Source organism: Pseudomonas sp. AE27, assembly GCF_037113495.1.
Lineage (GTDB): Bacteria > Pseudomonadota > Gammaproteobacteria > Pseudomonadales > Pseudomonadaceae > Aquipseudomonas > Aquipseudomonas palmensis.
The window spans coordinates 3,569,067-3,592,201 of sequence record NZ_CP146966.1; the positions used below are offsets into that span (position 1 = coordinate 3,569,067).

21 protein-coding genes are annotated in these 23,135 nt (G+C 64.7%); 8 read left to right on the forward strand and 13 right to left on the reverse strand.

Annotation, left to right across the window (positions count from 1 at the left end; all coding sequences use genetic code 11):
* Positions 1-58: 58 nt before the first annotated feature.
* Together V9K84_RS16490 and V9K84_RS16495 are read right to left on the reverse strand one after the other, a co-directional pair.
* Positions 59-616 (reverse strand): hypothetical protein, encoded by a 558-nt coding sequence (locus V9K84_RS16490; RefSeq protein WP_054915068.1) that lies wholly within the window; start codon positions 614-616, stop codon positions 59-61.
* Between the two features lie 17 nt (positions 617-633).
* Positions 634-1,404, reverse strand: a complete 771-nt coding sequence (locus tag V9K84_RS16495; RefSeq protein WP_043860657.1) for a sulfite exporter TauE/SafE family protein — start codon at positions 1,402-1,404, stop codon at positions 634-636.
* Between the two features lie 124 nt (positions 1,405-1,528).
* Here V9K84_RS16495 and V9K84_RS16500 point away from each other — a divergent pair, with 124 nt between their 5' ends.
* The 7 genes from V9K84_RS16500 (at position 1,529) to V9K84_RS16530 (ending at position 10,811) form a co-directional block, all read left to right on the forward strand.
* Positions 1,529-2,410, forward strand: coding sequence for a LysR substrate-binding domain-containing protein (locus V9K84_RS16500; RefSeq protein WP_088514574.1), 882 nt, complete (start codon positions 1,529-1,531; stop codon positions 2,408-2,410).
* Positions 2,411-2,523: 113 nt separating this feature from the next.
* Positions 2,524-3,903 (forward strand): exodeoxyribonuclease VII large subunit, encoded by a 1,380-nt coding sequence (gene xseA / locus V9K84_RS16505; protein WP_054915069.1) that lies wholly within the window; start codon positions 2,524-2,526, stop codon positions 3,901-3,903.
* Between the two features lie 3 nt (positions 3,904-3,906).
* Entirely contained in the window at positions 3,907-4,731 is an 825-nt protein-coding gene (locus V9K84_RS16510; protein ID WP_088514575.1) for a M23 family metallopeptidase, read from the forward strand.
* Positions 4,732-5,040: 309 nt separating this feature from the next.
* Positions 5,041-6,714, forward strand: a complete 1,674-nt coding sequence (leuA, locus tag V9K84_RS16515) for a 2-isopropylmalate synthase (RefSeq protein WP_043860402.1) — start codon at positions 5,041-5,043, stop codon at positions 6,712-6,714.
* Between the two features lie 146 nt (positions 6,715-6,860).
* Positions 6,861-8,000: a hypothetical protein gene (locus V9K84_RS16520; protein ID WP_043860401.1), complete on the forward strand. Its 1,140-nt coding sequence runs from the start codon at positions 6,861-6,863 to the stop codon at positions 7,998-8,000.
* Positions 8,000-9,436: a DUF6384 family protein gene (locus V9K84_RS16525; RefSeq protein WP_088514576.1), complete on the forward strand. Its 1,437-nt coding sequence runs from the start codon at positions 8,000-8,002 to the stop codon at positions 9,434-9,436. Before V9K84_RS16520 ends, V9K84_RS16525 begins: the two co-directional genes overlap by 1 nt.
* Before the next feature lie 4 nt (positions 9,437-9,440).
* The gene (locus tag V9K84_RS16530; RefSeq protein WP_088514577.1) at positions 9,441-10,811 is read left to right on the forward strand and encodes a hypothetical protein; all 1,371 of its coding nucleotides are present in this window, start codon (positions 9,441-9,443) and stop codon (positions 10,809-10,811) included.
* 42 nt (positions 10,812-10,853) lie between these two features.
* On the opposite strand, the gene V9K84_RS16535 is transcribed toward V9K84_RS16530, so the two are convergent.
* The 5 genes from V9K84_RS16535 to zwf all read right to left on the reverse strand — a co-directional run bounded on the left by V9K84_RS16535 (position 10,854) and on the right by zwf (position 15,367).
* Positions 10,854-11,588 carry a monalysin family beta-barrel pore-forming toxin gene (locus V9K84_RS16535; RefSeq protein ID WP_043860399.1) on the reverse strand — a complete coding sequence of 245 codons (735 nt, stop codon included), beginning with the start codon at positions 11,586-11,588 and terminating at the stop codon, positions 10,854-10,856.
* 9 nt (positions 11,589-11,597) lie between these two features.
* Positions 11,598-12,332: a monalysin family beta-barrel pore-forming toxin gene (locus tag V9K84_RS16540; RefSeq protein WP_157811420.1), complete on the reverse strand. Its 735-nt coding sequence runs from the start codon at positions 12,330-12,332 to the stop codon at positions 11,598-11,600.
* A gap of 176 nt (positions 12,333-12,508) precedes the next feature.
* The gene (locus V9K84_RS16545) at positions 12,509-13,183 is read right to left on the reverse strand and encodes a bifunctional 4-hydroxy-2-oxoglutarate aldolase/2-dehydro-3-deoxy-phosphogluconate aldolase (RefSeq protein ID WP_043860397.1); all 675 of its coding nucleotides are present in this window, start codon (positions 13,181-13,183) and stop codon (positions 12,509-12,511) included.
* A 17-nt stretch (positions 13,184-13,200) separates the two neighbouring features.
* Complete coding sequence (pgl, locus tag V9K84_RS16550) at positions 13,201-13,914, reverse strand: 6-phosphogluconolactonase (protein WP_054915075.1); 714 nt, start codon at positions 13,912-13,914, stop codon at positions 13,201-13,203.
* Positions 13,901-15,367 carry a glucose-6-phosphate dehydrogenase gene (zwf, locus tag V9K84_RS16555; RefSeq protein WP_043860395.1) on the reverse strand — a complete coding sequence of 489 codons (1,467 nt, stop codon included), beginning with the start codon at positions 15,365-15,367 and terminating at the stop codon, positions 13,901-13,903. Before zwf ends, pgl begins: the two co-directional genes overlap by 14 nt.
* 214 nt (positions 15,368-15,581) lie before the next feature.
* Here zwf and hexR point away from each other — a divergent pair, with 214 nt between their 5' ends.
* Entirely contained in the window at positions 15,582-16,442 is an 861-nt protein-coding gene (gene hexR, locus V9K84_RS16560) for a DNA-binding transcriptional regulator HexR (RefSeq protein WP_173925072.1), read from the forward strand.
* Here hexR and V9K84_RS16565 read toward each other — a convergent pair.
* The 6 genes from V9K84_RS16565 to V9K84_RS16590 form a co-directional block, all read right to left on the reverse strand.
* On the reverse strand, positions 16,435-17,289 hold the full coding sequence (locus V9K84_RS16565) for a D-hexose-6-phosphate mutarotase (RefSeq protein ID WP_078479986.1): 855 nt from the start codon (positions 17,287-17,289) through the stop codon (positions 16,435-16,437). The two genes, hexR and V9K84_RS16565, sit on opposite strands and share 8 nt — an antisense overlap.
* Positions 17,290-17,400: 111 nt before the next feature.
* A complete protein-coding gene (locus V9K84_RS16570; RefSeq protein WP_088514578.1) occupies positions 17,401-18,747 on the reverse strand; it encodes a carbohydrate porin in 1,347 nt (448 codons plus the stop codon).
* Between the two features lie 53 nt (positions 18,748-18,800).
* The gene (locus V9K84_RS16575; RefSeq protein WP_054915076.1) at positions 18,801-19,961 is read right to left on the reverse strand and encodes an ABC transporter ATP-binding protein; all 1,161 of its coding nucleotides are present in this window, start codon (positions 19,959-19,961) and stop codon (positions 18,801-18,803) included.
* A gap of 3 nt (positions 19,962-19,964) precedes the next feature.
* The gene (locus V9K84_RS16580) at positions 19,965-20,810 is read right to left on the reverse strand and encodes a carbohydrate ABC transporter permease (RefSeq protein WP_088514579.1); all 846 of its coding nucleotides are present in this window, start codon (positions 20,808-20,810) and stop codon (positions 19,965-19,967) included.
* Complete coding sequence (locus tag V9K84_RS16585) at positions 20,803-21,711, reverse strand: sugar ABC transporter permease (protein ID WP_088514580.1); 909 nt, start codon at positions 21,709-21,711, stop codon at positions 20,803-20,805. The genes V9K84_RS16580 and V9K84_RS16585 overlap by 8 nt, the downstream gene beginning before the upstream one ends.
* A gap of 127 nt (positions 21,712-21,838) precedes the next feature.
* A complete protein-coding gene (locus tag V9K84_RS16590) occupies positions 21,839-23,101 on the reverse strand; it encodes an ABC transporter substrate-binding protein (protein WP_088514581.1) in 1,263 nt (420 codons plus the stop codon).
* Positions 23,102-23,135 lie beyond the last annotated feature (34 nt).

The following is a 23,135-nucleotide window of genomic DNA, read 5'->3' on the forward strand; positions in this document are numbered from 1 at the left end:
GAAGCGCGCCATTATACTCATGCGCGCCGTGTGACTCAATGTAAAGATGGGCCTTCGGTCAGTTGTCTTGCAGCTTTACCTGCACCACTGCCACCGGCTGGTCGAGCCAGTCGGCAAAGGCATCGATGAAAGACGGCTTGAAACCGGCCTCGCCCCAGTTGTTGAAGATGAACCCCAGGTTGGAAAAGGCACAGGGCTGCAGGTAAAGGAAGCCGTTGATGTCGTCTTCATGGCCGCAGCGCGGGCAGGTGAAGTTGTCGCTGATGCCGGGCATCCACTCTTCCAGGCTGGCGAACAGTTCCACCCCCACTTCCCGGCGGCACTCGGCGCAGCCGGCTTCTTCGAGAAAGCCTTCAGTGGGCGTATAGATGCAGCGCTTGTAGATGACTTCCAGGCCATTGACGGGCTGGCCGTACGGTAGCAGCTGCGGCCGCTCGACCACCTTGCGCGCACCCTCGGCGATGGCATAGCCCATGCGGTTGCCGGTGCGCCCGCAGGTGCTGAGCTGTTCCTCGATCACCTTTTCGCGTACCAGCCAGCGCAGGATCGCGCGGGCGCGCGGCTCGTGCACCGGCACGGTGGAGATCTTGGGGACGATGATGCTCTGGAATGTCATGAAGGCGGCCGAACAGGTTAAAGGTGCCAGTTTACCTCACTCAGGTAGCGCGCGATCAGCGCGATGCCGCTGGCCAGCACCAGCCAGGTGACCAGCCGCACGAAGGTTTCGCGGGACATCTTCAGGGTCAGCCGGCGCCCCACCCACAGGCCGGCGAACATCATCGGCAGCAGGCACAGGGCAAGCAGCAGCAACGGCAGGTCGGCGTACACCCCGGCAATCAGGAACAGGCTCAGGCGCACCACGGTGCTGCAACTGATCAGCGCGCTCTGGGTCGCGCGCACCTGCTCCTTGGCGTCGAGCCGGGCATTGAGGTAGATGGCATAGAGGAAGCCGCCGCTGCCGAACAGCGCACCGAACAGGCCGCCGGTGATACCCATCGGCACCGACCAGCCGGCATTCAGGCGCGCCGGCTTGACCTTCACCGCCAGGCTGTAGAGCGCATAGGCGCTGATGAACAGGCCCATCAGCAACAGCAGCAGGTCGGACTTGAGGTTGAGCAGGAACACCACGCCCAGGGTGCAGCCGATGGCCATGCACGGCAGCAGGCGCAGCAGTTCGCCGCGCACCACGGCCTTGCGCGCCGGCAGCCAGTTGCCGAAGGCAGCGACGAAGTCCAGCAGCACCAGCAACGGGATGATGCGCGACAGCGGCATGAAGTTGATCAGGACCGGCCCGGCGACCAGCGCGGTGCCGAAGCCGGCGATGCCGAACACGATGTAGGCGACGCCGATGCCAAGCAGTATCGGCAACCATTGGAGCGCAGTGAAAGGGAGCGAGTCGAGCAGTGTGGAGAGCATGGTGTATGCCTGAGTCGTGAGTGAGGCAGCGTTCAGACGAACTTTAGCCATTGGCCAGCCATGCCGACTAATATGCAATTGCGCCATCAGCCATCTCGAAAAGGCATCCCTCATGATCTCCACCCGACAGTTACGCTACTTCGTCGAGATTGCCGAGTCCGGCAGTTTCAGTGCTGCCGCCGAGCGCCTGTTTGTCGCGCAGTCGGCGCTGAGCCGGCAGATAAAGGAGCTGGAGAGTCAGCTGGCCACCCCGCTGTTCGAACGCACCGCCCGCCAGCCGCGCCTGACCGCAGCGGGCCTGGCGTTTCTGCCGCGGGCCCGCAACCTGCTGGGCGAGCTGGAAAAGGCCTGCCGCCTGGCCACCGAAATCGGTCAGGGCCTGCGCGGCAGCCTGCGCCTGAGCCATTCGAGTACGGTGCCGCTGACCGGCGCGCTGCTGGATCGGCTCACGGGCTACCTGCAGCACAACCCCGGCGTGTCGATGGACATCGCGCAGCTATCTTCCGAGGCGCAACTGGAGGAACTGGCCGAAGGTCGCCTGGAGTTCGGCCTGCTGCGCCTGCCGGTGCTGCGCCAGCACGAAGGGCTGTGCGTGCAGCCGCTGTTCGACGAACCGCTGCTGCTGGCGGTGGCCGCAGACCACCCGCTGGCCGATGAGCCCAGCGTGTACCTGGCGCAGTTACGCGACGAGGCGTTCATTTCCATCCCGCACCGCCAGCGCGGTGGCTTGAGCTACCTGTCGGCCGAGCTGTGCATGCGTGAAGGGTTCTTCCCTCGGGCTGCGCGGGTGGTGTCGCGCAAGACCACGCAGTTGCAGTTGATCCAGGCCGGGTTCGGGGTGGCCTTGCTGCCACGGTGCATGCGCGATATTGCGCCAGCGACGCTGCGCTTCGTGCCGCTGGCCGACGCGGGGTGCGTGAGTACGGTGGCGCTGGCCTATCGACGTGATGCCGGGCCGTTGGTGCATCAGTTTGTGGAGCACATGCAGGGCTGAGCCGGCAACGCCGGCTCCTGCAAGAGACCGCGCATGACCTGTAGGAGCCGGCAAGCAGCGCCGCCACCTGCCGGGACTGCAAAGACCGCACGATTCCCTTTATGATGCCCCGCATGATCAAAGACCCTTTCGAAAGACTCGGCCTGGACCGCGAGGTCCTTACCGTCAGCCAGCTCAACGGCCGCGCCCGCGTGCTGCTCGAGGACGTGTTCAGCAACATCTGGGTCGAGGGCGAAATCTCCAACCTCGCCCGGCCCGCCTCCGGCCACGTCTACTTCACCCTCAAGGACAGCGGCGCCCAGGTGCGCTGTGCACTGTTTCGCAACAACGCCGCCCGCGTGCGCCAGGCATTGCGCGACGGCCTGGCGGTCAAGGTGCGTGGCAAGGTCTCGCTGTTCGAGGGGCGCGGCGACTATCAGCTGATCCTCGACACCGTCGAACCGGCCGGTGACGGCGCCCTGCGCCTGGCCTTCGACGCGCTCAAGGAAAAGCTCGGCAACGAGGGCCTGTTCAGCAGTGAACGCAAGCGCGCCCTGCCCGCCCACCCGCAGCGTATCGGCATCGTCAGCTCGCCCACCGGCGCGGTGATCCGCGACATCATCAGCGTGTTCCGCCGTCGCGCCCCGCAGGTGGAGCTGACCCTGATACCCACCGCCGTGCAGGGCCGCGAAGCCATCAACCAGATCGTGCGGGCCCTGCAACGCGCCGATGCGCAAGGCTTCGACGCGCTGATCCTGGCCCGTGGCGGCGGCTCGCTGGAAGACCTCTGGTGCTTCAACGAAGAAGCCGTGGCCCGTGCCATCGCCGCCTGCGTCACGCCCATCGTCAGCGCCGTGGGGCATGAAACCGACGTGTCGATCAGCGACTTCGTCGCTGACGTGCGCGCCCCCACCCCTTCGGCCGCCGCCGAACTGCTGGCCCCCGACAGCAGCGACCTGGGCCGACGCCTGGAAAGCCTGCAACGCCGCCTGCTGCTGCGCATCCAGAACCGCCTGGCCCATGACCGGCTGCGCCTGGATAGCCTGGCGCGGCGTCTGCGCCACCCCGGCGAACGCCTGCGCCAGCAGGCCCAGCGCCTCGACGACCTGGACATGCGCTTGCGCCGCGCCTTCGAGCAGCGCCTGAACCAGCGCCGCGAACGCCTGGCACGCCTGGATACCCGCTTGGCCGCGCAGCACCCCGGGCGTGCCCTGGCGCTGCTCAAGCAACGCCTGGACAACCTCGCCGAGCGCCTGCCGCGAGCCATGCGCCAGACCCTCGCCACTCGCCGCCAGCACCTGCAGGTGCAGGTGCAGACACTGCAGGTGGTCAGCCCGCTGGCCACCCTCAGCCGTGGCTACAGCATTCTGCTCGACGAGCGCGGCCAGGCCATCCGCAGCGCCGCGCAGACCCGCAACGGCCAGCGCCTGACCGCCCGCCTGGGCGAAGGCGAGCTGCAGGTGCGGGTCGAAGACAACCACCTGACTCCGGTCACGCTCTCTCTACTGGACTGACTCATGCCCCGACTGTTTGCCCCGCTGCTCGTCCTCTGCCTGGCCTTCGCCGGCAGCGCCCAGGCCAGCTACATCACCCGCCAGTTGAACAAGCCGGTGCCCGGCGGCGTCGCGGTGGTCGACCTCGGCCCCGCCGCCCAGGCCCCTCAGGCGCGCTTCGACGGCAAGCCGGTGCTGGTGGTACGCGAGCAGGACACCTGGCTGGCCATTGTCGGCCTGCCGCTGACCCAGAAGCCCGGCACCGCCAGCCTGACCCAGGGCGAGCGCACCCTGAGCTTCACGGTCGCCAGCAAGAAGTACCCCGAGCAGCGCATCACCCTGAAGAACCAGCGCCAGGTCAACCCCAACCCGGCCGACCTCAAGCGCATCGACGCCGAGCTGGCCGAGCAGATCAAGGCCTACCGCAGCTTCAGCCCCAACCTGCCGAGCAACCTGCTCCTCGACAAGCCGGTCAACGGCCCGCTGTCGAGCAAGTTCGGCGTGCGTCGCTTCTTCAACGGCGAGGAACGCAACCCGCATGCCGGCCTGGACTTCGCCGTGCCCGCCGGCACCCCGATCAAGACCCCGGCCAACGGCAAGGTGATCCTGATCGGCAACTACTTCTTCAACGGCAACACCGTGTTCGTCGACCACGGCCAGGGCTTCATCAGCATGTTCTGCCATATGTCGAAGATCGACGTGAAACCCGGCCAGCAACTGAGCCGTGGCGCCATCGTCGGACGTGTGGGCTCCACTGGCCGCGCCACCGGGCCGCACATGCACTGGAACGTCAGCCTGAACGACGCACGGGTCGATCCGGCGATCTTCATCGGGGCCTTCCAGCCCTGATCAGCGTCTTGCGCCAATCAAAAAGACCGCGCAACTGGCGCGGTCTTTTTGATTGGTCTGCGCTATAAAATCACGACAATCTTCAGTTTTTAAGCATTCCTCTCAATTTTTTTGCAGTGCTTGCCATCGTTCACCCCACTGGTTAGGGTTGACCCATGAAAACCACGCACACCCTCATCCTGCTTCGCCAACATCGCAGCCTTTGCCTGGTCAGTGCCCGACTACCAAGCTGAATCGCGTCGCCTCGCCCATTCATCACTTGTACGTTCGGCGGGCCCCTTTCAAGGCCGCACAATAAGGATTGCTTTCATGACCATGCTCAAAGACCCTTCGAAAAAATACCGTGCCTTCGCTCAGGTAAACCTGCCTGACCGCACCTGGCCCTCGAAGACCATCACGGCCGCGCCGATCTGGTGCAGCTCGGACCTTCGCGACGGCAACCAGTCGCTGATCGAGCCGATGGATGCGGTCAAGAAGCTGCGCTTCTGGAAGACCCTGGTCAGCGTGGGCGTGAAAGAAATCGAGGCCTCCTTCCCATCGGCCTCGCAAACCGACTTCGACTTCGTGCGCACCCTGATCGAAGACGGCCACATCCCGGACGACACCACCATCCAGGTGCTGACCCAGGCCCGTGAAGACCTGATCGCACGTACCTTCGAATCGCTGCGCGGGGCCAAGAAGGCCATCGTGCACCTGTACAACGCCACCTGCCCGGCATTCCGCCGCATTGTCTTCAACCAGGACAAGCAGGGCGTCAAGGACATCGCGGTGAACGCGGCCAAGCTGTTCGTCAAGTACGCCGCCCAGCAGCCGGAAACCCACTGGACGTTCCAGTACTCGCCAGAGACCTTCAGCGCTACCGAACTGGAGTTCGCCAAGGAAGTCTGCGACGCGGTGATCGAGGTGTGGAACCCGACCCCCGAACACAAGGTGATCCTCAACCTGCCAGCCACCGTGGAAGTTTCCACCCCGAACATCTATGCCGACCAGATCGAGTGGTTCGGGCGCAACGTGTCGCGCCGTGACAGCGTGATCATCAGCCTGCACACCCACAACGACCGTGGCACCGGCGTGGCTGCCACCGAGCTGGGCCTGATGGCCGGCGCCGACCGTGTCGAAGGCTGCCTGTTCGGCAACGGCGAGCGTACCGGCAACGTCGACCTGGTGACCCTGGCCCTGAACCTCTACACCCAGGGCGTGGACCCGGAGCTGGACTTTTCCGACATCGACGGCGTGCGCAAGGTGGTCGAAGAGTGCAACCAGATCCCGGTGCACCCGCGTCACCCGTATGTGGGCGACCTGGTGCACACCGCGTTCTCCGGCTCGCACCAGGATGCGATCCGCAAGGGCTTCACCCAGCAGAAAGAAGACACCCTGTGGGAAGTACCGTACCTGCCGATCGACCCGGCCGACATCGGCCGCAGCTACGAGGCGGTGATCCGCGTCAACAGCCAGTCGGGCAAGGGTGGCATCACCTACCTGCTCGAACAGGAATACGGCATCAGCCTGCCGCGTCGCATGCAGATCGAGTTCAGCCAGGTGGTACAGGGCGAGACCGACCGCCTGGGCCTGGAAATGACCGCCCAGCAGATCTACAAGCTGTTGCAGAGCGAGTATCTGCAAGCCAACGCCCCGTATGCGCTGGTCAGCCATCGCCTGCAGGAAGAGAACGGCCACAGCGCCGTGGAAGTGGAAGTGGCCGGTGAAGGCGAAACCACCCTGCACTGGCGCGGCAAGGGCAACGGCGCCCTCGAGGCCCTGGTGGCCGGCCTGCCGGTAGCCGTGGAAATCATGGACTACAACGAGCACGCCATCGGTGCCGGCACCCACGCCAAGGCGGCGGCCTACATCGAACTGCGCGTGGCTGGCGGTCGTCCGGTGCACGGCGTGGGTATCGATGAAAACATCACCACCGCCAGCTTCAAGGCGCTGTTCAGCGCACTGAACCGCTCGCTGAGCCAGCAGGCTGCTAAGGCGGCGTAAACGCCAACTGACCCGCTGCTGCATGCAATGCCCGCCTCTGATACGGAGGCGGGCATTTTTTTTGGTTGTGCGAAAGCCTGCGGGGCGCTGGCGTGCTCGGTATACTGCCGGCCTCATTATTTTTGCCACACCTGTAAGGACACTCAATGAGCCACTACCTGGAACGGGCACTCACCAGCCTGCGCACCATCGGCATCAACTTCATCCAGCCCGTTCAGGATGCCCCGGTTCTGGTACTGCTGGACCGCGTGGCCCACTACGACACCACCAAGGTCACCTCCATCGCCACCGTGCTGCAGCAGGCCACCAGCTTCAACAGCATGGTGCGCGAGCAGATCGAAGGCATGGATATCTCCACGCGCTTCATGGACATCACGCAGAGCTTCACCTCCATCCGCGAGGACGCCGCCGCCATGGCCGGCTGGATGGATGACGGGCGCCTGGACGCGATGGAGAAGATCAAGCTGACCTGGATGAACGTACGTCGCGGCTCCATCCCCAGCCGCTTTGCCGATATCCGCGAAAATTACCTGAAGGTGTGCAAGTCGGCCAACGACCAGATCGCCCGCGAGAGCGTGATCCTGGAGTCGTACATGGACTTTCGCATGGCCATGAAAGCCGCCGAGGTGGAAGCCCAGCAGGTGCTGGCCATCGCTGGCGAGGCCCTGCAGCAGCGCACCCTGGCCCTGAACGAGGCCAACGCCCGGGTCGCCGACGCCGAAAGCGCCGAGCCCGCCGCACGCGCCGCGCTGGAACTGGGCCGCGATGAAGCCGTGCGCGCCCTGCAGGACGAAGACAAGCGCTACCAGATCATCAAGGACATCGCCGATGACCTGAAGGTCGGCTACAACACCGCCGAAATGGTCTTTGCACGCATCAATCAGGTGCACGTGATCAAGGAGCGTCAATACCAGCGCATGGTGTCGTTCTTTTCCACCAACGAAGTGGTACTCACCGGGCTTGCCGTGTCGTTCACCGCCAACAGCGGCCTGGCCGAAGCCACCCACACCCTCAATGCCACCACCGACGGCATCAGCCAGGGCCTGGAGTCGCTGGGCAGCACCGGCAACCAGCAGCTCGAAGCCGCGGTCAAGGCCAGCTACGGCTCGACCATCAAGGTCGACTCGGTGCGCGCCCTGGCTGACGCCACGCTGTCGTTCCAGACCGACATGAAGCAGATGGCCGACACCTACCGCGCAGAGTCGAGCAACGCCGCCCGGGATATCGCCGAAGCCGTCGAAGAGGCCAAGCGCAAGTTCGCCGCCCTGCTGACCAAGGCCGCCTGATGAGCAGTGTTCCTCTGTCCGAACAGCTGGGCGCGATGGCGGTGGTCGACCAGCTGCGCCATCAGCAGATGCAGGTGCAGGAGCACCTGAACCTGCCGCAGCGCCGCGCTGAAGTCGCCGAGCGTATCCGCACCTACTACCAGGCCCAGGGCATCGCCTATGACGATGCGCTGATCGAACAGGGTGTGCGGGCGTTCTTCGCCCGGCGCCTGGCCTTCGAGGCGCCCGAACAGACCGCGCTGCAGCGCCTGACCACGCGCCTGCTGCTCAACCGCAGGAAGCTCATGCGCATCCTGCAACTGATCGTCGTCGCGCTGCTGGCCGTACAGTGCACTCGTGTGGTGAACGACACCGCCAAGACCTCCAAGGTGCAGGACAACGTCCGTACGGCCGAGTATCGCAGCAGCGATCTGAGCGCCGACCTTGCGCAGCACCAGTCGCGCTTCGATGCGCTGCAGCAAGCCGTCGCGCAACAGCCCGAGCCCGCGGTCACGCGCCTGCTGGGGCCGCTTGCCGAGCGGCTGACGCAGGTTCAGACACTGCTGACGCACCGACCGTGGCCGCAACTGATCGACAGCGACAACCGCGACAGCGTGCAGCAGGACCTCGATACCTACGAACGCAACACCCAGTCGGCGCGCGCGCAACTGAGGCAGGCCGACAAGGGCCTGAACGACGTCCAGGCCATTATCGATGCCCGCAACCGCCTGCAGGCCGTACTGCACAACCCGGCGTTCACCGCAGGCGCCAAGCGTTTCGGGGTGATGGCGCAGCAGGCCCGGGTGGCCGACCAGGCCATCGGCAACGCCGACACCCAGGGCATCGAGGTGGTCGACCGTGAAGTCGGTGAGCTCGAAAGCCAGCTCGATCGCATTCAGCAGGTCCAGCCGCTGATCCGGCGCCTGGACGAAATCGAGCAGCAGTTGCCCGCCCTGCGCCTGCCGCCGAACGACCTGCGGGTGGTGCGTGCCCAGGCCGCCCAGGTCGACAAGGCCATCGACGCCCTGCAGGCACGCCAGGCCAGCGACCACCTGTCGACGCTTGACAGCCTGCTGGTGTTCGCCCGTCAGGCACTGGAGCTGCGGGTGGTGGACCGCTACGGCGTCAAGTCGGGGGTCGAGCGCTGCTATGACCAGGCGCTGTGCAACCAGGGCGGTGACTCCCTGCAGGGCAAGAGCTGGTACCTGGTGGTCGAGGCCGTGGACGCCGCCGGCAACCCGATCAGCGTGCCGGTCACCAGTTCGGAAACCGGCGAATCGCGCTGGGCGTCCTACTTTGGTGTGCGGGTCAGCCAGGCCGAGTACCTCAAGGTCAAGGAAGACAAACTCAGCGACGGCCACATCGACGACCTCGCCATGGGCAGCAAGCCTGCCAACATGCTGAGCCTGAAATTCAACCAACGTGTCGCCAAACCCGACATGATCCTGGACTGGTGATGACATGAGACCCAGCAAGCTCATCGGTATCGTCGCCGACAATGCACGCAGTTTCGAGCACGTGCTGCGCGACGCAGAACAACAACTGGCCAGTGCCACCGAGCGCCAGATGGCGCTCGAACAGGACATCCTGACCCGCCTGCGCAGCATCGCGACCCTGCAGCTGGAGCACGCCCCGTCGCTGCAGGACGAGGTGGTTCAGGCCCTGCACGAACGCCAGCTGGCCCAGGGGCAGTTGCGCCAGCAACTGCTGGAGGTCGAGCAGCAGATCGCCCAGTCGCTGGAGGAGACCGCGCAGGTACAGGAGCGCCTCGACGACCTCGACCGCCAGGCCCGCGACCAACTGGCCCAGGACCCGACCTACACGGCGCAGATGCACCAGCTGGAACAGGCCATCGCCGCCAACCTCGAAACCGTCACCGGGTATGCCGACATTCGCCAGGAGTGTGCCGACAAGCTGCCGATGTTCGGCCGCAACCCGATCTACCACTTCCTGCGTGATCGCGATTTCGGCACCGAACAGTATCGGTTGGGCCGCATCAGCCGCTGGCTCGATGGCTGGCTGGCCAGGCAGGTCGACTACAGCGGCAACCGCAGCAACGAGCTGAACCTGCTCAACATGCAGCAGCGCAACGAGGCACTGCAGCTCGAACGCGACGCGCACATTGCCGCGCTGGAGCAAAGCACCGGCCAGCAACTGGCCGACGCCCAGCAGCAGGCAGGCATGGAGCCGCTGCGCGAAGCGCACAAGGCGTTGTACAAGCAGACCGTGGCCAGCAAGCAGCAGGCCAACGACATTCACGCGCAACTGACCGCATTCACCCACAACCAGGACCCGCACTACCTGCGGGCCCGCCAGTGGCTCACCGACCAGTTGCAGGCCAAGAGCATCGAGCAACTGCTCGAGCAGGTGAAGAAGACCCCCGATACCGCAGACGACCAGATCGCCTTGCAGCTGCAGCGGCTGTACCCGCAGGTCGACGGCGTGGAACGGGCACTGGCCGAGGCGCGCCAGACCCATGGCCTGGCCCAGCAGTCCTATGACCGGGCCAAGGAGTTGGAGCGCGCGCTGCGCACCGACTTCTTCCGAGACGACGGCTATCAGTACAAGGCAACGCTGGGCATCGAACGTCTGCTGTCGGACTACATGACCCGCGATGTCACCCTGGGCTATCTGGTCGGGACCATCCGCGAACACCGCGAACTGGTGCCGCGCGTCGCCGTCGAGCGCAGCTCGTACAGCAGTAGCAGCTCGGGGTCGAGCTGGAGCAGCTCCAGTTCCAGCAGTTCGAGCAGCAGCTCCAGCAGCAGTGGCGGCTTCTCCAGCTCCGACAGCAGCGGGGGCGGCGGCTTCAGGACCTCGGACAGCTTCTGATGGCATGCCCGCTGGCCTGCCGACGCAGGCCAGCGCGGCGCATCACCCGCGCGGGTAGCGCTCGTTCACGCTGAAATCGAAGCGCCAGCAGCCCGCGTTTTTCCGGGAACTGTAGTGCTCGAACAACACCTTTTTCTGCAGTTCGTCCCAGCCGAGCGGGTCCACCGAGGCCTCCTCCAGCACCGTGACCAGCGTGTCGGTGGCAACCGACGACAGGTAGATCAGGTCTTCGCGCATCACCTGCGCGTTGGCATCGAGAATCGGCAGCACCTTGTTGTGCTCGAAGTAGTAATCGATCTCCGACGCGCCCATCACACAGTGCGCATACAGGATGTGCACCTGATAGGCATAGAACACCCCGGGGCCGACCAGCTTGCGGGTGTGCTTCTGGGTGGTGGAGTCGTTCCAGCTTTGCGCAGCCTGGAACGATACCCGGACCTCTGAACTCACTCCCACGCCCTTGAATTCCAGCTGCACGCCACCAGACACTTCGGTGGTACGGCTGAAGCTTCGGGTAAAGCCATGGGTGACCTCGAAGGTGCGTTCATCCTCGCCGTTGCTCGGCACCTGGACGGTGCCGACATGCTCCACGTAAGCGGCAACCGGCACCGAATACATGTCCCACCACCGCTTGCCGTCGAACATCTGGCCGAACTCGGTGGCATCCTTTATCCAGCAGGCCTGGCGTACCTTGTCACCGCCAAAGAGGTACTTGTCGATGTGGTAGCTCCCGCGCTGTGCGGGGGAGTCGGCGCCAAACACGTTGTCTTCACTCATGACGTTCCCTCAGTACTTGTAGTGAATCTTCTGGCTTGCGGAAAAATCGAACGACCAGGCGCCGGCATTGCATTCAACCTCGTAACCTTCGGTCAGCACCTTGCGCTGCAGGGCATCCCAGGCAATCGGAGGGGTGGCCGCGGCATCGGCCACCGCCACATACACGGCCGTGCTGATGGCCGACAGGAAGTACAGGTCGGTACGCCCCTGCGTGGCCAGCGTCTTGCTGGTGCGAAACGCCTTGCTCAGCTGTCCGGCCGAGGTCGCGCAATGGGCATACACCAGGTTCATCTGGTAGATGGCGAACACCCCGCTGCCGGGCAACAGCAGCGTCAGGCGGTTGTCGTTCGGCGCCCCCCAGGCGATGTCGTCGACAAAGCCGGTGTGCAGGCTAGACAAGATGTTGACCCGCTCGATGGCCGACGACACCGAATAGGGCGCGTCCACTTCACGGATGAACTGCTTGCTGTGGCCCTGGGCAAAGGTGATGGCATGGCGCTGGTTGCTCAGGCCGTTGAGCCGCAGGGTATCCACCGCTGACAGGTAGGCGAACACCGGTCGGGTGTAGGTGGCCCAGGCACTGGAGCCAATGCGGATATCGCCGTAGACGGTCTTGCCGTTGACCCAGCAGCCGGGTGCCAGGCGCTTGCCGCCGATCAGGTGGCGCTCGAGCGAATAGGACCCGGTCTTGACCGCGTAGCCGCTGAGTCGCGGATTTGTAGCGTGTTCGATTTCGTCGTCCAAGGTATGCACTCCCTGCAGAAAACCCATGAGTTTTCGATACTAGGGAGGCCGCGACAGGCTCGGCAGCGGGACGTGCTTCCTGGATGGGCAGCGGCCTTGCCGGTCAATGGCGCCGGCAAAAAAAAAGGTGCGCCGACCAAGCGCACCTCAAAGCCGTACAGCACACAACGAATTCTCTAGTCCAGCAACGCCAGCGCCTGGGCACTGCACGCCTGCACGCGTGCCCACTCGCCGTTCTTGATCCAGCTGCTGTCGAGCATCCAGGTTCCGCCCACACACATCACATTGGCCAGGGCCATGTACTGCTTGACGTTGCCCGGGTTGACCCCGCCGGTGGGGCAGAAACGCACCTCGCCGAACGGCCCGCCGAATGCCTTGATCGCCGCCGCCCCGCCGCTGATCTCGGCCGGGAACAGCTTGAAGCGCCGATAGCCCAGCGCGTAGCCCATCATGATCTCCGAGGCGCTGCTGATGCCCGGCAACAGTGGCAACGGGCTCTCGACCCCCGCCTCCAGGATGTCCTGGGTGCACCCCGGCGTGACCACGAACTGCGCACCGGCCTGTTCCACCGCCGCCAGCATGCTGCGGTCGAGCACCGTACCGGCTCCGACGCACAGCTCCGGGCGCTGTTCGCGCAGCAGGCGGATGGCGGTCAGGCCGTGTTCGGAACGCAGCGTCACCTCGAGCGTCTTCAGCCCCCCGGCCGCCAGCGCATCGGCCAGCGGCAGGATGTCCTGCTCGCGGGCGATGGTGATCACCGGCAGAATGCGCGCCTGGCCGCAGATGCGGTCGATCAGGGCAATCTTGTCGGCCATGGAAATGCCCGGCTGTGAAGGTTCAAGGGTTGTCATAACGGCGTGTCCTTGGTTCATGGGCACCAGTAGATTTCCAGGGGGTCTTGAAGAAAGGCGCGAATCGGCATCTGCGCCGGGTCGTCACCGCCCAGCGCGGCGCGCAGGGTAGCGAGTTTGCCCGGCCCTTGCACCGACAACAGTGTCGCACCTGCACCGGCCAGCACACGCCGGGTCAGGGTCAGGCGCTGATGCGGCACGCTCGGCGCCAGCATCGGCAGTACCCGGCGCTGGCTCTGGGCCTGCAGGCCCTCGGCCAGGTTGGGGCTGCCCGGAAACAGCGAGGCGGTGTGACCGTCATCGCCCATGCCCAGCACCAGCACATCGATCGGCGGCAGCTGGGCAAGCGCCTGGTCCGCCTGCTCGGCAGCGGCTTCGAGGCTCGCGGCGGGACGGTACAGGCCGACGAACCGCGCCTTGGCCGCCTCGCCCTGCAACAGGTGCTGCGCCACCAGGCCGGCATTGCTGTCGGCATGTTCCACCGGCACCCAGCGCTCGTCCGCCAGGCTGACCACCACCCTGGACCAGTCCAGCGGCTGCCTGGCCAGGCGCTGGAAGAACGCCACCGGGCTGCGCCCGCCCGACACCACCAGGGTGGCCTGGCCGTTTTCGTCCATCGCCGTGCGCAACCGCTGCGCCACATCCACAGCCAGGCCCTCGGCCAGGCGCGCCGCATCGGCAAACTCATGTGCCGTCACGCTCGCCGGCAGTTGCAGTTCAGATATCGCCATACCATGCCCTCCCATCGCGGGTAATCAGTGCTATCGAGCTCATCGGCCCCCAGGTGCCCGCCGCATACGGCTTGGGCGCATCACCGGCGTGTTTCCAGCCGGCGATCAACTGGTCGCACCATTTCCACGCATATTCGATTTCATCCTTGCGTACAAACAGGTTCTGGTTGCCGCGCATCACTTCCAGCAGCAGGCGCTCGTAGGCATCCGGAATGCGTGCGCTGTGCCAGGTATCGGAAAAATTCAGCTGCAACGGGCCGCTGCGCAGTTGCATGCCCTTGTCCAGGCCTTGCTCCTTGGTCATCACCCGCAACGAAATGCCTTCGTCCGGCTGCAGGCGGATGATCAGCTTGTTGCCGATCTGCAAACGTTGTTCCGCCGCGAAGATGTAGTGCTGCGGCTCCTTGAAATGGATGACGATCTGCGACAGTTTCTGCGGCATGCGCTTGCCGGTGCGCAGGTAGAACGGCACCCCGGCCCAGCGCCAGTTGCGGATATCGGCCCGCAGCGCGACGAAGGTTTCGGTGTCGCTCTGGGTATTGGAGTTGTCTTCCTCGAGGTAGCCGGGCACAGCCCGCCCCTCGCTGTAGCCCGCTATGTACTGGCCACGCACCACCTGGGTGCTCAGGCCCTCGCCGCTGATCGGTGCCAGTGCCTTGAGCACCTTGACCTTCTCGTCGCGAATGCTGTCGGCCGAGAGGTCGCTGGGCGGGTCCATGGCGATCAGGCACAGCAACTGCAGCAGGTGGTTCTGGATCATGTCGCGCAGTTGCCCGGCCTTGTCGAAGTAGCCCCAGCGGCCCTCGATGCCGACCTTCTCGGCCACGGTGATTTCCACGTGGGAGATGGAGTTCTGGTTCCACTGGGTTTCGAACAGACTGTTGGCAAAGCGCAGGGCAATGAGGTTCTGCACCGTCTCCTTGCCGAGGTAATGGTCGATGCGATACACGCGGTTTTCGGGGAAGTACTGCGCCACCGCGTCATTGACCCTGCGCGACGACTCCAGGTCATGACCGATGGGCTTTTCCAGCACCACGCGGGTGCGCTCGCTCAGGCCGACCTTGTCGAGGTTCTCGCAGATGCCGCCGTACACCGCCGCGGCGGTGGCGAAATAGGCGATCAGTGGCGCGTCGGGTTGTACCTGTTCGAGCAGCGCCGGGTAGTCCTGAGCCTGAAGAAAATCCACATGCAGGTAGCTCAGGCGCGCCATGAAGCGCTGCAGGGCCAGGGCCTCGATATCGCTGCCCACGTGCTTGTGCAGGTGCGCCTCGATCGTCGCCAGGTGCTCCTGGGGGCTGCCGGCTTCGCGGGCCAGTGCCAGCACGCGGGTCTGCTCATTCAGCAGGCCCGCGCGATCGAGCTGGTACAGCGCCGGGAACAGCTTGCGCAACGCCAGGTCGCCGAGGGCGCCGAACAGGGCAAAGGTGCAGGGTTCAACGGTGATCGAAGCCATGATGTTGGTTCTTTTATCAAGTTGACGTAGAAATACCGGTTTCGATCGCAGTTTTCAAGGACTAATGTAGTAAAACTAACAACATATTGCCGTGTATACAGAATCAAGTGGTGCGCCAACCGTGCCATCAGTACGATAGGCCACCGCGTAAAAAGCCGTCTGCCCGTGGCAGCCGGCGGCCTCCCCGACCCAAGGACATACCCCCATGGACCGCGTGCGAAACCTCCTGGAGCAGATCCAGGGCCGCCTCGACGAGCTGAACAAGGCTGAGCGCAAAGTCGCCGAAGTCATCCTGGCCAACCCGCAGCAAGCCACGCGCTTCAGCATCGCGGCGCTGGCCCAGGCAGCCAAGGTCAGCGAACCCACCGTCAACCGCTTCTGCCGTTCGTTCGGCGTCAGCGGCTACCCCGAGCTCAAGCTGCAACTGGCGCAGAGCCTGGCCAGCGGCGCCGCCTATGTCAGCCGTGCGGTAGAAGCCGACGACGACCCTGCATCCTATACCCAGAAGATCTTCGGCAGCGCCATCGCCTCGCTCGACAGTGCCTGCCAGCAGCTCGACCCGCAACTGGTCAGCCGCGCCGTCGACATGCTGATCCAGGCGCGCCAGATCCACTTCTTCGGCCTGGGCGCCTCGGCCCCGGTGGCACTGGACGCACAACACAAGTTCTTCCGCTTCAACCTCGCCGTGTCGGCGCATGCCGACGTGCTGATGCAGCGCATGCTGGCCTCGGTGGCCCATACCGGCGAGCTGTTCGTGATCATCTCCTACACCGGGCGCACCCGCGAACTGGTCGAAGTGGCGCGCCTGGCGCGGGAAAACGGCGCCTCGGTGCTCGGCCTCACCGCTGCCGACTCGCCACTGGCCAAGGCCAGCAGCCTGAGCCTGAACATCCCGCTGCCCGAAGACACCGACATCTACATGCCGATGACCTCGCGCATCATCCAGCTGACCGTGCTCGACGTGCTGGCCACCGGCATGACCCTGCGCCGTGGCGTGGACTTCCAGCCGCACCTGCGCAAGATCAAGGAAAGCCTCAACGCCAGCCGCTACCCGATCGACGACGAACTCAATTGAGCGAATGCGCCTGCAACTGCAGGTGCGCCCGCTCCCCCGGCGCCAGGCTGAGGCTGTCGCTGCTGCCACTGGCGGCCTCGACGCAGATGAAGCCCTGGGTCTCGCTGCCGCTCACGCCCATCAGCGGCCGGCTGCCCGGATGCCACACCACGGTGTCGTCGCTGTCGCCGGTATCGATGCACAGTTGACGCTGCCAGGCCGGGTCGTTGACCTGCAGGGTCGCAGCATTCTGGAACACCCGCTGACAGCCGCCCTGCACTTTCAAGGCGCCCTTCTGCTGGCATGCCTGACGCCTCAGATGATCGTACCCCCTCGCATTCTCGAGCCCAGATAGCGCTATCTCGGAAACGTCACTAATACGCCAGTAGGCCAGCAGAGCATGACTCAACTGGCACGGCAGGCTGTCCTGGTGCTCGGTGCTCAGTTGCAACTGCATGCGCTGACCCAGCGTGGCCACCAGGTCGACCTGCCAGTCGCACAGCTGCAGGCGCCACGTGAGGGTCACACCCTCGTCGCTTTCGCTGCTGTCGATCAGTTTCCAGTCGAGCAGGCGCGCCCAGCCGTGGGCCGGCCACATGTCTTCACTGGGGTGACGGCCGTACCAGGGCCAGCACACCGGCACACCGCCACGAATGGCGCCGACCTGCGGCCACTGCGCCGCGCACCACAGCCAAGGGCGTTCGCCACGGGGCTGGAAGTGCAGCAGTTGCGCGCCCTGGCGACTGAACACCGCCTGACACTGGGGGTGATCGATGATCAGCACGTCGCGCTGCTGGTAACGCTCCCACTCGAAGGTCGGTCGCGGCCGCTGCGAGGTGAAGAAGCGTTGAAGCGGGTGCTCGGACATGTTTCGGGACTCTTGTTGTTAGGGGGGCCTGTTCGCCGGCAACGCCGGCTCCTACAAAAGTCGACCTTGCCGGCGAAACGCCGAATTGGCGTAAATTTACAACATATCCCCTCAGAACGACGACTGAATCTTCAGCCCGGCGACGACCGCATTGTCCACCTCGCTCACCCCGCCCGGGTGACGGATGTACTGAAGGTTGGGGCGCACGGTCAGCCAGTTGGTCACGTGCACGCCGTAGTACAGCTCGGCGTTGTACTCGGTACGCTGGATCGGCACGAAGCCCATGTCGTTGTAGTCATCGATACCGCTGACCCCATTGAACTGCTGCGCACGCTTCTTCACGTCATCGTTGACATGAATGCGCGCCACGCCGAAGCCGATGTCGTCCTTGGGCCGCGAATCGAAGGCGCCCTTGTACACCATGCCCACCTGCTGGTAGTTGTCGACCACGTTGGTGGCCTTGTCGTGCACGGTAAAGTTGGCGAACAGGCTCAGGCCGCGATTGGCATCGCCGTTGTGCGCAGTAACCTGCTGCTGCGCCACCACCCACCAGCCATGCTTGCTCGAATGCGACTTGGGGTCTGCGCCAGTCAGGCCCTGGGGTTGGCCATTGACGTCCTCGTAGATGTCATCGGCCTTGGCAGTGCTGTAGTAGTAACCCAGGCGGTACTCGCCGGGCAGGCCGTTGACCCTGGGGGCCCACACCAGCTCCACCGGCAGGATCATGCCCTTGGTGCCGCTGCCGCTGAGCTTGAAGCCATTGCCCGTCTCAAGGTTCGAAGGGTTCTGCTCGAACACCCCGACCTGGGCGAAGAACTCCGGCGTGAGGTTGTATTTGGCGCGCAACGCCCACTGGCTGACCGGCCAGTTGTACCAGATGCTGCCCACCCAGTTGCCCACCTGCGAGCCGCAGAAAGCCAGGTTCTGGAAATCGCAGGGGAAGCTGTTGAACTCCTCGCCCGGGCCGAAGCGCCCCGCCTTGAGGTCGAGCTTGCCGTCGAAGTAGGTCTGCTTGACCCACATCTGGGTCAGGCGCCAGGTCTGCCCGCGGCCCCACACCTCCTGCACCGAGCTGAACTGCCCGGCCCGAGGGTCGCTGATGCGGTCGTTGGACAGGTTGCGCCCGCTGCGCTCGGTGATCGCCAGCTTGAACTCGGCGTCGTGCCAACCCAGGATCTTCTCCAGGTCCATCTTCACGCCCAGGGCGAACTGGTCGCTGTAGCGCGCCGTCTTGTCGTTGTTGTAGCCACCCTTCAGGTTGCCGGCAACCTCGCCCACGTAATCCAGCGAAAAATCGTAGCCCTTGTCCAGCAACTCGGTGCGTGTGCCGCCCCAGTCGCCACTCATCCACTTCGACTCCGGGTCGAAGGCGCCGGCAGCGTGCGCCCCGCAACTGACCCCGAAGGCCGCCAGCAGGGTCATGCAGCCCCGCGGCAAAACACGTTTGAAATGATCCATCCCCTGTGTCCTCGTCTTATTGTTTTCGATGGTGTCCATGCTTTACAACGAATTCAGCGGCCCCTGAATTGGGCAATGTTGTCGGTGCCGACCGTATCGAGCGGTGCACGCCCGCGCCCCAGCCGTTCGCCCGTTTCTGCATCGAACAGCAGCACCCGCGCAGGATCGAACTGCAAGCTCAGGCTTTCGCCGACCTGCGGCGCGAACTCCGGTGCCAGTCGGCAGCACACCTTGGTCTGGTTGAGGGTCACGAACACCAGGGTGTCCGGCCCGGTCGGCTCGGTGACCTGCACCTGGGCGCGAATGCTCGGCAGGCCATTGCCTTCGACCCCCGCCAGGCTGATCTGCTCCGGGCGAATGCCCAGGATCACCTCGCGCGCCTCCAGCCCCGCCTCGCCGATGCCCAGCGGCAGTTCGCAGCGCCCCTGGCCGCTGTCGAGCAGGGCCAGCAGGCGACCCTCCTGGCGTTGCAGGCGCAAGGGTATGAAGTTCATCGGCGGCGAGCCGATGAAACTCGCCACGAACAGGTTGGCCGGGTCGTTGTAGATCTGCTGCGGGGTGCCGAACTGCTGGATCAGCCCGTCCTTCATCACCGCCACCTTGTCGCCCAGGGTCATGGCCTCGATCTGGTCGTGGGTCACGTACACCGTGGTGGTCTTCAGGCGCTGGTGCATCAGCTTGATCTCGGTGCGCATCTCCACCCGCAGCTTGGCGTCGAGGTTGGACAGCGGTTCGTCGAACAGGTAGATCCTGGGCCGACGCGCCAGCGCCCGGCCCATGGCCACGCGCTGCTGCTGCCCACCGGACAGCTGGCCGGGCTTGCGCCCCAGCAGGTGCTCGATCTGCAGCAGCTTGGCCACCCGCGCCACCTCCTCGTCGATGGCCGCCGGGGTCATCTTGCGAATCTTCAGGCCGAAGGCGATGTTGTCGCGCACGTTCATGGTCGGGTACAGCGCATACGACTGAAACACCATGGCGATGTCGCGATCCTTGGGGCTCATGCCACTGATGTCGGCGTCGTCCACCAGAATCGCCCCGCCGCTGATCTGCTCCAGCCCCGCGATGCAGTTCATGAGGGTGGATTTGCCGCAGCCCGAGGGGCCCACCAGGATCAGGAACTCGCCCGAGCCGATCTTCAGCTCGATGTTCTTCAGCGTGTCCGGCAGGCCGCTGCCGTAGGTCTTGTTGACGTTGCGCAATTCAAGCGTTGCCATGTTCTACCCCTTGACCGCGCCGGCGGTGAGCCCACGCAGGAAATACTTGCCAGCCAGCACATAGACCAACAGGGTCGGTAACCCGGCGATCATCGCCGCCGCCATGTCGACGTTGTATTCCTTGGCCCCGGTGCTGGTGTTGACCAGGTTGTTGAGGGCCACGGTGATCGGTTGCGCGTCGCCACTGGCGAACACCACGCCGAACAGAAAGTCGTTCCAGATCTGGGTGAACTGCCAGATCAGGCACACCATGATGATCGGGATCGACATGGGCAGCAGGATGCGCCCGAAGATGGTGAAGAACCCCGCGCCATCCAGCCGCGCCGCCTGCACCAGGGCCTGGGGCACGCTGGTGTAGTAGTTGCGGAAAAACAGCGTGGTGAAGGCCAGGCCGTACACGATGTGCACCAGCACCAGGCCGGTGGTGGTACTGGCCAGGCCCAGCTTGCCGAGGGTGAACGAGGCCGGCAGCAGCACCGTCTGGAACGGCAGGAAGCAGCCGAACAACAGCAGCCCGAAGAACAGCTGCGAGCCGCGAAAGCGCCACATCGACAGCACGTAGCCGTTGAGCGCCCCCACCAGGGTGGAGATCAGCACCGCCGGCACGGTGATCTTCACCGAGTTCCAGAAATACCCGCCCACCGCGTCCCAGGCCTTGACCCAGCCGATGCCGGTGATCACCTCGGGCCAGCTCAGCAAGTTGCCGGTGCGGATGTCGTCGGGGCTCTTGAAGCTGGTCAGCAGCATCACGATCAGCGGCACCAGGTACACCAGACAGGCCGCGATCAGGGTGGCGTAGATCGCCAGGCGGCTCAGGCTCGGTCGACGAGCAGCGAGTGAATTACTCATGGCGCTTGCTCCTGAGTTCCGAATACAGGTACGGCACCAGGATCGCCAGGATCGCCCCCAGCATCAGGATCGCGCTGGCCGAGCCCATGCCCATCTGGCCGCGGCTGAAGGTGAACGAATACATGAACATCGCCGGCAGGTCCGAAGCGTAGCCCGGGCCACCGGCGGTCATTGCCGCCACCAGGTCGAAGCTCTTGATCGCGATGTGCGCCAGGATCATCAATGCACTGAAGAACACCGGGCGCAGGCTGGGCAGCACGATGCGCAGGTAGATGGTCGGCAGGCTCGCGCCATCGACCTGGGCGGCGCGGATGATCGACGGGTCGACCCCGCGCAGCCCGGCCAGAAACAGCGCCATGACGAACCCCGAGGCCTGCCACACGGCAGCAATCACCAGGCAGTACACCACGCGATCGGGGTCGACCAGCCAGTCCAGGCGAAAGCCTTCCCAGCCCCAGTCGCGCAGCATCTTGTCCAGGCCAAGACCGGGGTTGAGCAGCCATTTCCAGGCGGTGCCGGTGACGATCATCGACAGCGCCATGGGGTACAGGTAGACGGTGCGGATAAAGCCTTCGCGGCGGATACGCTGGTCGAGCAGCACCGCCAGCAGCACGCCGACCACCAGGCTGATGCCGATGAACATGCCGCCGAACAGCAGCAGGTTCTTGCTGGCGACCCACCAGCGGTCGTTGCCCATCAGGCGGGCGTACTGGGCCAGGCCCACCCACTTGTAGCTGGGCATGAAGCTTGAATTGGTGAACGACAGGACGAAGGTCCACAGGATGTAGCCGTAGAAGCCCACCAACACGATCAGCATGCTCGGCGCCAGTACCAGTCGGGGCAGCCAGCGTTGCAATGCATCGAGGGGTGAGGCCTTGTTGAGGACGGCGATAGTGCTCATCGGAAGGTTCTCGCTTGGAGGTGCGGTGCTGCGCACCGCTTCGCCGGCAAGGCCGGCTCCTACACAGGCAGCGGCGCGGCTCCTGTAGGAGCCGGCCTTGCCGGCGAAGAGGCCCGCGCCTACACCATCATTTAGCCGACTTGATCGCCGAATCCAGCTGCTTGACCGCCTTGGCCGGGTCGGCCTTCGGGTCGTTGAGGAAGTTGGTCACCACATCGAAGATGGCGCCCTGCACCGCCAGGCTGGTGGCCATGTTGTGCGCCATGCTCGGTTGCAGGCCATCGCCCTGCTCGGCCGCTTTGAAGTCCGCGGCGGACTTTTGCGTGCAGGCATCGAACGGGCCCATGTCCATGTCCTGGCGTACCGGCAGCGACCCCTTGTTCTGGTTGAACACGGTCTGGAACGCCGGCTCCAGCGCCACCTTGGCCAGGTCGTTCTGGGCCTTGATGTCGTTCTCGTCCTTGAGCCTGAACATCACCAGCGAGTCGATGTTGTAGGCAAAGCTGCCCTGGGTACCGGGAAACGCTACGCACTCGTAGTCCTTGCCGGCGATCTTGCCCGCAGCGGTCCATTCGCTCTTGGCCCAGTCGCCCATGATCTGCATGCCGGCCTTGCCGTTGATGACCTCGGCGGCCGCAACGTTCCAGTCACGCCCGGCACGGTTGGGGTCCATGTAGGTGCCCAGGCGCTGCAAGGTGCTGAACGCCTCGATCATCTGCGCACCGGTCAGGGTCTTTTCATCGAGCTCGACAAAGGCTGCGTGGTAGCCCTTGGGCCCGAGAATGCTCAGCACCACGTCCTCGAACACGGTGCTGTCCTGCCACGGCTGGCCGCCGTGGGCCAGGGGCACGAAGCCGGCAGCCTTGAGCTTGTCGGCGGCGGCGAACAGTTGGTCCAGGGTGGTCGGCACCTTGGCCCCGGCCTTGGCGAACACCTGCGGATTGATCCACAGCCAGTTGACCCGGTGGATGTTCACCGGCACGGCCACGTAATGACCGTCGTATTTCATGATGTCGGCAACCTTTCTGGGCAGCAGCGCGTCCCAGTCGTTGGCCTTGGCCACATCGTCCAGGTTGGTCAGCAGGCCCAGCGCGCCCCAGTCCTGGATGTCCGGGCCCTTGACCTGGGCAGCGGCTGGCGGGTTGCCGGCCACCGCGCGGCTCTTGAGCACGGTCATGGCGGCCGCGCCGCCGCCCCCGGCCACGGCGTTGTCCTTCCACACAAAACCGTCCTGTTCGATCTGCTTGCGCAGCGTGTCCACGGCCGCCTTCTCGCCACCGGACGTCCACCAGTGGGTCACCTCGACCGTGCCGGGCTCGGCAGCCAGGGCGCTCAATGGCAACAGGGAAGCAAGGGAAACAACGGCGGCGAGGCGATTGATCGCATTCATCAAGGGAAACCTTTCTTGTTGTTATGCCGGTGCA